We start from the raw sequence: 12955 nt of genomic DNA, 5'->3' as shown, positions 1-12955 counted from the left end.
GCTCGACTTAGAACGGAATTTCATCATCCAGATCGCGGCTGGGCGCCGGGCTTGGCTGGCTGCTGCCGCCACCATAACCGCCGCCCTGGTCGTCATAGCCCATCTGGCCGCCACCGCCGCCACCGTAGCTGCCTCCTCCGCCGCCGCCTTCGCCGCGACCGTCCAGCATGGTCAGGGTCGAGGTGTAGGGGCGCAGTACAACTTCAGTTGAATAGCGGTCCTGGCCCGACTGGTCCTGCCATTTGCGGGTTTCCAGTTGCCCTTCGAGATACACCTTGGACCCCTTGCGCAGATATTGCTCGGCCACACGCGCCAGCGGTTCAGAGAAAATCGCGACCGAGTGCCATTCGGTCCGTTCCTTGCGCTCACCCGTGTTGCGATCCTTCCATGTCTCGGAGGTCGCGATGCGCAGGTTGCACACCTTGCCGCCGTTCTGGAACGTGCGCACTTCGGGGTCGCGCCCCAGATTGCCGATCAGAATGACCTTGTTGACTGAGCCTGCCATGTCTTTTCCCTTTGTCCCGTGCCGGGCTGATTCCACGCCTCGGCCTTTGTGTTCTGGCTAGACTACACTTGGTTAACGCAGACTTAAATCTCGGAGGTAGTAAACTGGCGAAAAAGCCGTATATTGCGCGCCAAGAAACGGTGGCAGTGTACGAGCTGGGGACGGTGAAGATGCGGGCATTCTGGGTCGGGGCGATTGTCGCCGCCTTTGTTGCGGACGCGGGCATGGCGCAAAGCCTGTCTTCGAAGAGCCGAAACAACTTGTTCAAGTCCCAGACCAAGGTCTTGGACACGCGCGCCGCGAAGCAATACTCGAACTCGGTCCGGCTACAGCCGCGCAAGGTCGTTACGCCAACCAAATGGGATAGCGAAACCAAGCGGTTTACTGGAAAGTACCGGGGTCCCTACCTGAACATGGCAAGGGACGCGGCCCGGCGTCATGGCGTGCCCGAGGATCTGTTCCTGCGCCTTGTGCAGCAGGAAAGTGGGTGGAATTCAAAGGCGAAGTCGCACAAGGGTGCCTATGGTCTGGCGCAGCTTATGCCAGCAACGGCGCGCAGTCTCGGCGTTGATCGCGAGGATCCGGCACAGAACCTCGATGGCGGCGCGCGCTATCTCAAGGAACAGTACCGCACCTTCGGAAGCTGGCGTCTGGCCCTAGCTGCCTACAATGCCGGGCCGGGTGCCGTGAAGAAGTACAACGGCGTGCCGCCTTTCCGCGAAACACGCAACTACGTCAAGGTGATCTGGGGCAGCTGACCCGCGCCGCGCCATTGAGCGTTTTCTGCCACAAACCTGCCACGAGACCCCACTATCTCGTTTAACGAGAAAAAGGGCAGGGGCAGGCATGAAACCGGGGCAATCCACATTCGACGAGCGGCTGGCGCGCATCAACAAGGGGCGCACGCTGAACGCGGAAGACGTGGTGGTCTCGAAGCCAAAACTGATCCACCAAAGCCCGTCCGCACGCCGATTTCACCTGGATATGCTGGCAGCAGGTGGGATTGCTGGGGCGATTGCCGGAACGCTTTTCGCGTCGAATATCGGGTTTCTGTTTCTGATCACGCTCGACTACGTCACATTGTACGGTCTGCTGGCGGCGGACATAACGATGGCGGCGTACATTGCTGCTGTCGCGATTGGGCCGCTTGGCTTTCTTTGGACGTTGATCCTGTCCCGAACCGTCAAGCGGGCGTGGCAGTTCTGGACCGCTTATTGCCTTGGGGCACTGGCAACGAATGCGACAGACCTGCGATACTGGGCAGAGACGGTCGCAATACCCGCTTTCTGGCAGTTCATGGAAAACTACACCGCCGCCGCCGACGTGGTGTGATCACTCCGCCGCGATTTTGATCACCGGCTCCATCCGAGCAAGGATGTCATCGGCAAGGTGACATTTGACCTGGTGTCCTTCGGCCAGATGGCGCACGGGCGGCACCTCCTTTTCGCACAGACCGCCTGGCACTTCTGATTTCCAACGACACCGGGTCTGGAATGGGCAGCCTGGGGGCGGGTTCATGGCTGACGGAATGTCGCCCTCGAGCACGATGTGCTGTTTTTCGACGGACGTGTCAGCAATGGGCACCGCGCTCAGAAGCGCTTCGGTGTAAGGGTGGTAAGGCGGGGCAAAGACCTGTTCGGTCGAGCCCAATTCGACCACGTGGCCGAGATACATGACCATCACCCGGTCGCTGAGATAGCGCACGATGGACAGGTCATGGCTGATGAACAGAAGCGTCGTCTTCTGCTCGCGCTGGATTTCCATCAGCAGGTCGGTCACAGCCGCCTGCACCGACACGTCGAGGGCGGAAACAGGTTCATCCGCAACCACGATCCGCGCGTCACCAGCAAAGGCGCGGGCGATGCCCACGCGCTGCTTCTGACCGCCGGACAATTGTCGCGGCATCCGGTCGGCGAAGGCGCGGGGCAGTTTCACCAGATCGAGCAGCTCCAGCATCCGTTGATGCCGTTCCGCCTCGTTCTTGCCTACCTTGAAAATCTCGAGCGCACGGATGATCTGGCGCCCGACCGTCATGGACGGGTTGAGCGTGTCGAAGGGGTTCTGGAAGACCATCTGCACGTCAGCGACGGTCTGCGTGTCCCGCTCTTCGATCGGCACATCCTGAATGGCCTTGTTGCCAAGGGTGATCGACCCTTCGGTGGCTGTCTCCAGCCCCATCAGAACCTTGGCAAAGGTGGATTTTCCGCACCCGGATTCGCCGACGATGGCGAGCGTTTCGGATTCGCGTGCCTCGAAACTCAGAGTTTCATTGGCTTTGACCACCTTCTTTTCACCGGACGAGAATAGGGCAGACGCGGCCACCTCGTAATACTTCTTGAGCTTGTCCATCTTCAGGACAACGTCGCCGACTTCGCCCTTTTGCTTCTGCTCGCCCACGGTCAGTGGGGCATTCCAGTCGATTTCCTTGAACTTCAGGCAGCGCGTTTCGTGGCTGCCATCATCATTGGCTGGGAACATCGGGATCGCCTTGTCCTCGTTGCACAACCCTTCTTCGAAATAGTCGCAACGGGGGCCAAAATTGCATCCCGGCGGGCGTTCGTGGGGCAGGGGGAAGTTGCCGGGGATCGCGACCAGCGGCCGCGCGTTCTTGTCCGCGCCGGGCAGGGGGATCGAGCGGAACAACGCCTGGGTGTAGGGGTGCTGCATCTCGTCGAACACCTGCTTGATGCTTCCACGTTCGACGGCCTCGCCCGAATACATCACGCAGATACGGTCGCAGGTTTCCAGCACCAGGCCAAGGTTGTGCGAGATGAACAGCATCGAGGTGCCGTATTTCTTGCCCAAGTCTTTAACCAGCTCGACCACGGCGGCCTCGACCGTCACGTCCAGCGCGGTGGTTGGCTCATCAAGGATGAGGAGCGACGGCTCAGACATGAGTGCCATCGCAATCACGATGCGCTGCTGTTGCCCGCCCGACAGCTGATGCGGAAAGCTGTTCAGAATGCGCTTGGGGTCAGGCAGCTTTACGTCGGTGACCACCTGCAAGGCGCGGTCATAAGCGTCCTTCTCGCTCATCCCTTGATGGATCATCGGTACTTCCATGAGCTGCTTGCCGATTTTCATGGCCGGGTTTAGGGACGCCATCGGTTCCTGGTAGATCATCGCGATCTCGGAGCCGCGAATGTCGCGCAGCTCCTCCATGCTCATCTCGCCCAGATCACGGCCCTTGAACTTGATCGACCCACCGACAACACGCCCGTTCTTGCCCAGATCCTGCATGACGCCCAGGGCCACGGTCGACTTGCCGCAACCTGACTCTCCAACCAGCCCGACCGCCTCACCGGGCTGTACCGTCACCGAAAAGTCCATGACCGCAGGAATTTCCCGCAGCCGCGTGAAGAAGGAAATGCTCAGCTTGTCGATCTCAAGGATCGGCCCCGAGTAAGCCGCATCATAGTCCTGTTTCGCCATCTTCATCTCTCCCAGTCAGTGCGTGCCCTTCGGGCTTCTTTTGACCAAAAATACGACGGGGGTCCGGGGGCTGGCCCCCGGTCCCTCCGTTGCTAAAGTGTTGCTCCGTTTGCCATGTTTGGCTCCCAGGTTTCTTCTGTGTGGGTCAGGCCCTGCGCTCAATCCTTGAGGCTTTCTTCGCGCAGCCCATCCGCCAACAGGTTCAAACCCAACACCAGGGTAAGCAGCGACAGAGCAGGTGCGATGGCGGCATGCGGATAGACCGACAGCAAACGCCGACCGGCATTGATGGTCGTTCCCCAATCCGGGCTTTCGCTTTGAAGACCCAGGCCAAAGAAGCCCAAGGTGCCCAGCAGGATGGTGGTGTAGCCAATGCGCAGGCAGAAATCGACGATCAGCGGCCCGCGCGCATTGGGCAGGATCTCCCACAGCATGATGTACCATGGCCCTTCGCCGCGCGTCTGAGCAGCCGCCACGTAGTCCCGCGTCTTGATGTCGAGGGCGAGGCCGCGCACGATCCGGAACACCGTAGGGGCGTTGACGAAGACCACGGACACAAACACCACGAGGATACCCGGATCGATGTCGAACAGGTCGAGGAACTCGGGCAGCACCGCCACCTTTGTTCCGCCGTCCGAGATCAGCGATAGGTAGATCCAGCCCATGATCCCCAGCACGATGATCAAAAGCGGCGTGCGGAAACTCGGCTGCGTGTAGTAGCGCGAGTTCAGCAGGACACCGACAAAGATCAATGGAAAGACGAACAGCACCGTCGCCATGTAGTTCGGAATGCCCGTCGCCACGATTTCCGGTGTGACCAGCAGGTAGAACAGCAGGATCACGGGGAAGGCGAGGATCAGGTTGGCAAGGAACGACAGAAGCGTGTCGAGCCGACCGCCATAGTAGCCCGCAGGCAGGCCCAGCGTGATCCCGACCATGAAGGCAAAGAGCGTTGCCAGTGGCGCAATCTGCACCACGATCCAAGCGCCTTTGAAAAGGCGGCTAAACACGTCGCGGGCAAGGTTGTCTCCGCCCAGCAGGTACCAGGCGTATTCGCCGTCCTCGGCCCCGCGCATGGGCGTGCCCGGCACCTTGTTCTTCATGCCGGACACTTGGCTCAGACTGTCATGGGTGGTGATCCAGTCCAACAGGCCCGCCATTGCACCGGCATAGACCCAGAACATCACCAGCGCGAAACCGATCATGCCAACAGTGGAGTCAAAGAGTTTGCCGTAAAGCCCCAGCTTGCGCTTAAAGGTGATCGACAGCGCGAAGGTCGCGATCAGCGCGATCCAGACCGGGATCAACTGCTGGCTCATCCCGCCGATGATGCCGGTTGTGCCCGGTCCACCAAAAACGCCGAGTATGATATACGCCAAGACCACCAGCAGCAGGGCCGCGCCCGTCCAGCGCGTCGCGGTAGCGGACAGGTCATACGCCCCGCCTGCCGAACTGAGCGTGCCATCCGGGTTCGTCACGACCCGCGACCCACCGGTCGCCACACTCATCACGATCTGGATCAGCACGGCGATCAGAAAGATTGCGGACAGTACATACAGCACCGGGTCCAGAAATTGCCCAAGCGGGCCGGTCCATGTCAAAGGGTCCATGGGTCTGCCTCCTTAGGAAATGCGAATACGCGGGTTGAGAAACACGTAGCCGATGTCCGAGATCAGCTGCGTGATCAGCACCACGACGACGGATACGACAGACACGGCGAGCAGAAGCTCAATGTCGTTGTTGCCTGCCGCTTGTACCAAGAGCCAGCCAAAGCCCTTGTAGTTAAAGAGCGTCTCGACGATCACAACGCCGTTCAAGAGCCACGGGATCTGCAGCATGATCACCGTGAAGGGCGCGATGAGCGCATTGCGAAGAGCGTGCTTGAGGACGATGTTGCCGAAACTCACGCCCTTCAGCCGCGCCGTTCGGATGTATTGCGCCGTCATGACCTCGGTCATGCTCGCCCGCGTCATTCGCGCGATGTATCCCATGCCATAAAGCGCAATGGTCAGCACGGGCAGGGTGAAGTTTTCGAATGTCGCATTCTCGATGGCCTGCGTTGCCGACCCCTTGAACCATTTGAGGCCAAAGGCGGAGGAGGCGAAAATGGCTATGAAGATCACGCCGGACACGTATTCGGGCGTCGCCGTCGTAGCGATAGAGAAGGTGGACAACGACCGGTCCAGCCCCGACCCCTCACGCATCCCCGCAAGCACGCCCACGATCAGCGACATCGGCACCATGACCAGCAGGACAAAGCCCATCAACTTGCCCGTGGCTGCAAGCCGGGTGGCGACGATGTTGCTGACCTCATCCTTGAACACCAGCGAAAAGCCCCAATCGCCTTGCAACACGCCACAAAAGGTCGCGCGCTCCGCGACCGGCGCATTCTCTGCAAAGCATTGACCTGTAACGGTGCCGTCTTCCTTTTCTGTCACCCAACCGGGGACGACACCCAGCCAGCGACCATATTTCACGAACGTGTTGTCGATGTATCCGCGGTCGTCCAGCCAGCTTGCCACGGCTTCGTCCGTCATCCGGAAGTTGCCTTGGGTCTTCGCCAGCTTTTCGAGATTTGGATAGAGATTGGTCAGGAAGAACACGATGAAGGTCAGGCACAAGGCCGTCAGCAGCATCACGCCCAAACGTCTGAGTATGAAAAGTCCCATAAATCGCCCCTGTTGGGTGGCTTCGGGCGGGTAGGTGCCGCCGCTTTTGGCTGCCGGACGTTCTTTGGTCGACGTCTCTGGCACGGCTCGGATGAGCCAACAGATGGAAGTGGTTGTGATTGTGCCTACACTGACGCCCCCAGTGACCGAAGCAGACCCAGGTGGCGGGTCATCGTGCGTGTGTCCGGTTCGTGCCGGACGTCTTCGTGCACATCTGCGGTCTTTGTTGTTCCCTGACCTTATGAGGCAACAGATACGCACACAGGTCAACGGGGCGGTTTCAAAAATCAGAACACGTTTGCGACATTTGCCTATCCTGTTTGCGACATCGCCCGCGACCGGCGGAGGATTTGCCGGATCACGCTATCGCGCTGCCTTGCGCAGTGCCGTGGGTGTTTGCCCGGTGTGCTGCTGCATGAATCGGGTGAAATAAGCGGCTGAGCCAAAGCCGAGGTGCCGGGCAATGTCCTGAACCGGAACAGCGGTTTCAATCAGCGCGACCCGCGCTGCATAAAGGATGCGCTCCGTCAGCAAGTCGGCTGCGGTGCGCCCTGTCGCCGCCTTGCAGGCGCGGGTGAGGTGCGTGGCAGTGACCCCCAGTTCCGCCGCATGTTCCGCCATCGACAGCCCGCTTGCATGGTCGCGTGCCACCCGTTCGCAGAACCGCGCGCTCAAGCGTGCCGCGGCATTCATCGCGACGGGCAGGTTCTCCGGCAGGGCGATCTGGCGCCTGAGCCAGACCGACAAAAGCGACATCTGCGCATCAATGGCGTCCTGGGCCAGGGCCTTGCCTTGGGTTGTCTCCCGATGTGCGGCTTCAAAGATGCCCGTCAGCTCGCCGATGGCATCCACATCCCGTATCCGCAACTGACGGGGGCCAATAGGCAGGCGCACCTCCGTGCCATCTGGGATCAGCGCCGCCATCCCAACACCTTGCCGACCCAGATCCAGCGAAAACAGCGTGTGCGGCGGAATCGTAAGGGCATTGTGCGTGCCCACGCCGCGCCGAGTCCCGTTAAGCAGCAGCCGCCCCTGTCCGCGGGTCACCCAGATGACAACATGCTGTGGCCTGTCATGGGCCAGCGCAATCCGCCAATCCTGACCAAGGGTCAGTTGGCTCAACGGCTTGATCTCGACCGGCGGCAGGGACATGGGCAATGGTCCGTTTTGGACAAGTCGGCGACGCGATTCCCCACAACACTGGCGTCAGTTGCGTCGAATATGTCAAGTGGCAACCAGGTCGGGCGATGAAATCCGGTGCCAATCCGCCATCCGCGCGCGAAACCATGTGCGTTGTCGCTTGGCATATTGGCGGGTTGCTATTGTTGCGCGCTCCACCGCCGTGTCATGGTCCATCTCGCCGCGCAACACTGCCATCGCCTCTGCCGCCCCGATGGCCCGACAGGCGGGCAGGGCAGGATCAAACCTGTCTTGCATCGCGCGCGCCTCCTCCAACGCTCCGCCTTTCAGCATCTGATCAAATCGGGTCTTGATGCGCGGCGTCAGCCACTCCTTTGGGCTGTCCATGACGATGCCGACAAAGTCACCCGCGTTCAAAACCGGCGCGCGTGTCTGATCCTGCCAATGGGCGAGGGGCCGACCTGTGGCCTGTTGCACCTCCCACGCGCGCTGCACGCGGGCGCGGTTGGCTGTGTCGATCCGGCTGGTCGTGACCGGATCAATGTTCATCAGCATCGCAGGCACATCCAGCGTATCACCCAGCGCCCGAATGTCGGGGGGTGTTTCGGGTATATCCGCCAGCCCTTCGGTCAGTGCGCTGAAGTAAAGGCCGGTGCCGCCCACGATGATGGGGCGTGGCCCGTCCAACAGCGGAGTGACGTCGCGCAGCCAATGCCCGGTGGAATAGGGCGCATCATACGCAACATGACCATATAGGAGGTGAGGCGCGCGGGCTTCTTCCTCGACCGAAGGCCGGGCGGTCAGCACCCGCCAACAGTCGTAAACCTGGCTGGCATCGGCATTCACGATCACGCCGCCTTTGGCTTCGGCAATGGCCAAAGCCAGCGCGGATTTGCCTGATGCGGTCGGTCCGGCAATGAGAACCGGCAAGTCCTTGGGCAATTTAGCGATCAGGTCGCGGATCATGTCGTGTCGTCCATTGAAAACCTGCCGCATTTAGGACAGGTTGCGCGCAAATTCAAAGAGCGGGGGCGCACCATGACCGAGACCGAAACACAGGCAACTTTCAAACGGGTCATGTTGAAGATCTCTGGTGAGGCGCTGATGGGCGATCAGGGCTTTGGTCTGCACCCACCGACCGTGGAACGCATCGCGCAGGAAGTGAAGGCTGTTCACGACATGGGCGTCGAAATCTGCATGGTGATCGGCGGTGGCAACGTGTTTCGCGGGCTGCAAGGGTCGGCCCAGGGGATGGAGCGGACAACCGCCGACTACATGGGAATGCTCGCGACCGTCATGAACGCGCTTGCCATGCAATCCGCGCTGGAGGGGCTGGGTGTGTTCACCCGGGTTATCAGCGCGATCACCATGAACGAAGTGGCCGAGCCCTACATCCGCCGCCGCGCCGTGCGCCACCTTGAAAAGAAGCGTGTCTGCATCTTTGCGGCCGGAACGGGTAACCCATACTTCACCACGGATACGGCCGCGACCCTGCGTGCGAACGAAATGTCCTGCGAGGCGATCTTCATGGGCAAGAACGGCGTCGACGGTGTCTATGACAAGGATCCCAAGCAACATCCCGACGCCAAACGCTACGATGTCGTGACCTATGACGAAGTGCTAGCCAAGCGACTGGGCGTCATGGATGCGTCTGCCATCGCGCTTGCGCGCGACAACAATCTGCCGCTGATCGTGTTCCCGCTCGACACGCCTGGCGGGTTTAAGGAAATTCTGGAAGGCAATGGCACATTCACGCGCGTCCAGGGTTAGGCCGCGCAACTCGCGCTGGTCATGGGCGCGCTGCTTGATTTATATGCGTATCAAACGCCTATTGGGCGACAAGAAGAAACACGGGGAATACCATGTCTGACGATTTCATGCTGGACACAGATGACCTTGAGCGCCGGATGGAAGGCGCGATGGCGAACCTCAAGACCGAATTTGCATCCCTGCGGACAGGCCGGGCGTCGGCGTCCATGCTGGAGCCGGTGATGGTGGATGCCTACGGTTCCATGACGCCGATCAACCAGGTGGGCACAGTCAACGTGCCCGAGCCGCGGATGGTGACCGTGAACGTCTGGGACAATGGACTTGTCGGCAAGGTTGAAAAAGCCATTCGCGAAAGCGGGCTTGGTATCAACCCGCAGCTCAACGGCACCATCATCATGTTGCCGATCCCCGAGTTGAACGAGGAACGGCGCCGCGAGTTGGGCAAAGTGGCGGGGCAGTATGCGGAAAACGCCCGCGTCTCTATCCGCAACGTGCGCCGCGACGGGATGGACCAGATCAAGAAGGCCAAAGCTGATGGTATGTCCGAGGACGACCAGAAGCTTTGGGAAGACGAAGTGCAGGAGATGACGGACAAGTTCATCAAGTCCGTCGACACGGCGCTCGACACCAAGCAAACCGAGATCATGCAGGTTTGACATTCGAACCTGCACCTCTGGTGCAGGCAAACGCTCCGGGGGAGCGTTTGGAGTGTCAAAGGGCGGAGCCCCAAATGGCGGCCATCGCCGGGACGATTCCAAGGAAAACACCATCGCAGATGCCTCTCATACCGGTCCGCGCCATGTCGCCATCATCATGGATGGCAATGGCCGCTGGGCCACGCAACGGGGTCGTCCGCGGCTGTTCGGTCACCATGCCGGTGCGCGCCGCGTGCGCGAGGTGGTCGAAACCTGCCCGGATATCGGTGTCGAATACCTGACGATCTTTGCGTTCTCGACCGAGAACTGGAAACGGACCCAGGTCGAGGTCGCGGGGCTGATGAGCCTCTTTCGCCGCTACATTTCCAAGGAAACGCGCTCGCTGAACGAATTTGGTGCGCGCGTGCGGTTCATCGGAGACCGGGTGCGGCTTGATGCCAAGCTGATCTCCCTGATGGACGAGTTGGAAGAGCTGACGTCGCCAAATACTACGGTGAACCTGACCATCGCGCTGAACTACGGCGGTCGTGATGAAGTGGCGCGCGCCACCCAGCGGCTTGCGCAAGATGTGGCAAATGGCAAATTGCATCCCGACGATGTGGACGAGGAAACGCTGCCCAAATATCTGGACACCTATGTCCTGCCTGACCCGGATCTCGTGATCCGCACAAGTGGCGAGGCGCGGATCTCGAACTTCCTTCTCTGGCAATCAGCCTATGCCGAGTATGAATTCATCGACACGCTCTGGCCCGATTTCAGCCGCGAGGAATTCACCCGGCTCTGCGCGTCCTATGGCGGACGCGAACGTCGTTTCGGCGGTCTGAAACGATGAACGAGAAGTGGTCCGACCTTGCCGCCCGCATGGGCTCGGGCCTGCTGATGGTCCTGGTCGGCATCTGGGGCATCTGGATGGGTGGCGATGTGTTTCACGTCCTCGTCGCCCTCGTCTGCGGTCTGATGATCTGGGAACTGGTGCGTATGGTGTCGCCCACTCAGGACGGTCTCGCCATCCAATTGGGCGCCGTTTCGGGCGTCGCTGCTCTTCTGGCGATCTATCTGCCCGTGGGCTTTGCCCTGCCGATCCTGCTCGCGCCTTGCATGGTTGGCTTGGGTCAACTCACGCAGAACCGTTCCACCTACATGATCTTCACCGTGCTCGTGCTGATGGCGGGCTTCGGCATGATGCAGGTGCGCGATGATCTGGGCTTTGGCTGGATGACCTGGCTTGTGATGGTTGTCGTGGTCACCGACGTGGTGGGCTATTTCGCAGGCCGGGCGTTTGGCGGGCCGAAATTCTGGCCGCGTGTCAGCCCGAAAAAGACATGGTCCGGCACCGTGGCGGGATGGATCGGGGCAGGGATCGTCGGTGCTGTCTTTGCCATCAATACCGAGGCGACGGCGCAATTGGTCGGTGTCTCAATCGCGCTGTCGATGGCCAGCCAGATGGGCGACATCGGCGAAAGCGCCATGAAACGCCGCATGGGGGTCAAGGACAGCTCTGCCCTGATCCCGGGCCATGGCGGTGTGTTGGACCGGTTCGACGGGATGCTCGGCGCATCTGTATTCCTGCTGATGCTCGGCCAGGTCTCCGGCTTCCCCGGAGGTGTGCTGTGACGCGCCGCGTGTCGATCTTTGGCGCGACGGGGTCCATCGGCCAGAACACCATAGACCTGATCGCGCGCGACCCTGACGCCTACGACGTCGTGGCGCTCACGGGCGCATCCAACATCGATCAACTGGCATCAGACGCCATGCGCCTGCGGGCCGATATCGCGGTGACGGCCGACGAAACGCAACTCGACGATCTGCGCACGGCCCTGGAGGGCAGCGGTATTGAGGCAGCCGCCGGACAGGCCGCTCTAACCGAAGTCGGATGCCGCCCAGCGGATTGGGTGATGTCCGCCATCGTCGGTGCGGCAGGGCTCGCACCGGGCATTTGCGCGCTCGAGCAGGGCGCGACGCTCGCGCTTGCCAACAAGGAATCGCTTGTGTGCGCAGGCCAGTTGATTCTGTCCACCGCCAAGGCCAATGACGCCCGCCTTTTGCCTGTGGACAGCGAACACTCCGCCGTCTTTCAGGCACTGGTGGGCGAAGACATGGACGCGGTTGAGCGGATCATCATCACTGCCAGCGGCGGCGCTTTCCGCGACTGGCCTCTGGACAAGCTGGCCAGTGCCACGCTGGCCGAGGCATCTTCCCACCCCAATTGGGACATGGGACAACGCATCACGATCGACAGTGCCTCAATGTTCAACAAGGCGCTCGAACTCATTGAAACCCGAGAGTATTTCGGCGTTCGTCCTGATCAGATCGAGGTGCTGGTGCATCCGGAATCCATGATACATGCGATGGTCGGCTTCACCGACGGTGCGCTGATGGCCCATGTCGGGCCGCCAGACATGCGTCACGCAATCGGCTATGCCCTTCATTGGCCGGATCGCCGTGCGCTGCCGGTTGACCGGCTCGACCTCGCACAAATCGGCGCGCTCACCTTCCGCCCGCCGGACGAAGTGCGCTGGCCCGCCCTGCGTCTGGCACGCGAGGTGATGGAACGTGGCGGGCTCTCGGGGGCGGTCTTCAATGCGGCCAAGGAAACGGCACTCGACGGGTTCATCGCGGGCCGGATCGGATTTCAAACCATGGCACAGGTTGTCGAACAGGTGCTGAATGACACAGATCCGGGCCATATTGATGCCCCAATGACCCTTGATAACGTACACGCTGTGGACCAAATGGCACGACAAGCCGCCCGCGACGTGATCGAGCATAAAGCAGGATAAAAC

General features: G+C 60.8%; 13 protein-coding genes. 7 read left to right on the top strand and 6 right to left on the bottom strand.

Annotated elements, in window-relative coordinates:
* Positions 1-7 precede the first annotated feature (7 nt).
* The gene (gene ssb, locus KUV51_RS07325) at positions 8-505 is read right to left on the bottom strand and encodes a single-stranded DNA-binding protein (protein WP_039687269.1); all 498 of its coding nucleotides are present in this window, start codon (positions 503-505) and stop codon (positions 8-10) included.
* A 170-nt stretch (positions 506-675) separates the two neighbouring features.
* On the opposite strand from ssb, the gene KUV51_RS07320 reads away from it, so the two are divergent.
* Both KUV51_RS07320 and KUV51_RS07315 read left to right on the top strand, forming a co-directional pair.
* Positions 676-1263: a lytic transglycosylase domain-containing protein gene (locus tag KUV51_RS07320; protein WP_222520890.1), complete on the top strand. Its 588-nt coding sequence runs from the start codon at positions 676-678 to the stop codon at positions 1261-1263.
* 88 nt (positions 1264-1351) lie between these two features.
* On the top strand, positions 1352-1837 hold the full coding sequence (locus KUV51_RS07315) for a hypothetical protein (protein WP_222520889.1): 486 nt from the start codon (positions 1352-1354) through the stop codon (positions 1835-1837).
* On the opposite strand, the gene KUV51_RS07310 is transcribed toward KUV51_RS07315, so the two are convergent.
* The 5 genes from KUV51_RS07310 to miaA form a co-directional block, all read right to left on the bottom strand.
* Positions 1838-3937: an ABC transporter ATP-binding protein gene (locus KUV51_RS07310; RefSeq protein WP_222520888.1), complete on the bottom strand. Its 2100-nt coding sequence runs from the start codon at positions 3935-3937 to the stop codon at positions 1838-1840.
* Positions 3938-4095: 158 nt separating this feature from the next.
* Complete coding sequence (locus tag KUV51_RS07305) at positions 4096-5547, bottom strand: ABC transporter permease (RefSeq protein WP_222520887.1); 1452 nt, start codon at positions 5545-5547, stop codon at positions 4096-4098.
* Positions 5548-5559: 12 nt separating this feature from the next.
* Positions 5560-6606, bottom strand: a complete 1047-nt coding sequence (locus tag KUV51_RS07300) for an ABC transporter permease (RefSeq protein WP_222520886.1) — start codon at positions 6604-6606, stop codon at positions 5560-5562.
* A gap of 363 nt (positions 6607-6969) precedes the next feature.
* Positions 6970-7758 carry a helix-turn-helix domain-containing protein gene (locus KUV51_RS07295; RefSeq protein ID WP_222520885.1) on the bottom strand — a complete coding sequence of 263 codons (789 nt, stop codon included), beginning with the start codon at positions 7756-7758 and terminating at the stop codon, positions 6970-6972.
* A gap of 72 nt (positions 7759-7830) precedes the next feature.
* Positions 7831-8712, bottom strand: a complete 882-nt coding sequence (gene miaA / locus KUV51_RS07290; RefSeq protein ID WP_261385680.1) for a tRNA (adenosine(37)-N6)-dimethylallyltransferase MiaA — start codon at positions 8710-8712, stop codon at positions 7831-7833.
* 72 nt (positions 8713-8784) lie between these two features.
* On the opposite strand from miaA, the gene pyrH reads away from it, so the two are divergent.
* From pyrH to dxr, 5 genes are all read left to right on the top strand, one after another.
* Positions 8785-9516: a UMP kinase gene (gene pyrH / locus KUV51_RS07285; protein ID WP_222520883.1), complete on the top strand. Its 732-nt coding sequence runs from the start codon at positions 8785-8787 to the stop codon at positions 9514-9516.
* A 92-nt stretch (positions 9517-9608) separates the two neighbouring features.
* Positions 9609-10172, top strand: a complete 564-nt coding sequence (gene frr / locus KUV51_RS07280) for a ribosome recycling factor (RefSeq protein ID WP_222520882.1) — start codon at positions 9609-9611, stop codon at positions 10170-10172.
* A gap of 112 nt (positions 10173-10284) precedes the next feature.
* Positions 10285-11004, top strand: a complete 720-nt coding sequence (gene uppS / locus KUV51_RS07275) for a polyprenyl diphosphate synthase (protein ID WP_410001068.1) — start codon at positions 10285-10287, stop codon at positions 11002-11004.
* Positions 11001-11786, top strand: coding sequence for a phosphatidate cytidylyltransferase (locus tag KUV51_RS07270; protein WP_222520881.1), 786 nt, complete (start codon positions 11001-11003; stop codon positions 11784-11786). Before uppS ends, KUV51_RS07270 begins: the two co-directional genes overlap by 4 nt.
* The gene (gene dxr / locus KUV51_RS07265; protein WP_222520880.1) at positions 11783-12952 is read left to right on the top strand and encodes a 1-deoxy-D-xylulose-5-phosphate reductoisomerase; all 1170 of its coding nucleotides are present in this window, start codon (positions 11783-11785) and stop codon (positions 12950-12952) included. The genes KUV51_RS07270 and dxr overlap by 4 nt, the downstream gene beginning before the upstream one ends.
* Positions 12953-12955 lie beyond the last annotated feature (3 nt).

It is taken from the genome of Tateyamaria omphalii (genome assembly GCF_019802125.1).
GTDB classification, from domain to species: domain Bacteria; phylum Pseudomonadota; class Alphaproteobacteria; order Rhodobacterales; family Rhodobacteraceae; genus Tateyamaria; species Tateyamaria omphalii_B.
The sequence above is the reverse complement of the archived record's forward strand: the minus strand, read 5'-3'. Positions and strand labels throughout refer to the sequence as shown.

Coding starts and splice junctions, on each gene's coding strand:
- ssb (WP_039687269.1), bottom strand. CDS start 505: ATGGCAGGCTCAGTCAACAAGGTCATTCTGATCGGCAATCTGGGGCGC.
- KUV51_RS07320 (WP_222520890.1), top strand. CDS start 676: ATGCGGGCATTCTGGGTCGGGGCGATTGTCGCCGCCTTTGTTGCGGAC.
- KUV51_RS07315 (WP_222520889.1), top strand. CDS start 1,352: ATGAAACCGGGGCAATCCACATTCGACGAGCGGCTGGCGCGCATCAAC.
- KUV51_RS07310 (WP_222520888.1), bottom strand. CDS start 3,937: ATGGCGAAACAGGACTATGATGCGGCTTACTCGGGGCCGATCCTTGAG.
- KUV51_RS07305 (WP_222520887.1), bottom strand. CDS start 5,547: ATGGACCCTTTGACATGGACCGGCCCGCTTGGGCAATTTCTGGACCCG.
- KUV51_RS07300 (WP_222520886.1), bottom strand. CDS start 6,606: ATGGGACTTTTCATACTCAGACGTTTGGGCGTGATGCTGCTGACGGCC.
- KUV51_RS07295 (WP_222520885.1), bottom strand. CDS start 7,758: ATGTCCCTGCCGCCGGTCGAGATCAAGCCGTTGAGCCAACTGACCCTT.
- miaA (WP_261385680.1), bottom strand. CDS start 8,712: ATGATCCGCGACCTGATCGCTAAATTGCCCAAGGACTTGCCGGTTCTC.
- pyrH (WP_222520883.1), top strand. CDS start 8,785: ATGACCGAGACCGAAACACAGGCAACTTTCAAACGGGTCATGTTGAAG.
- frr (WP_222520882.1), top strand. CDS start 9,609: ATGTCTGACGATTTCATGCTGGACACAGATGACCTTGAGCGCCGGATG.
- KUV51_RS07270 (WP_222520881.1), top strand. CDS start 11,001: ATGAACGAGAAGTGGTCCGACCTTGCCGCCCGCATGGGCTCGGGCCTG.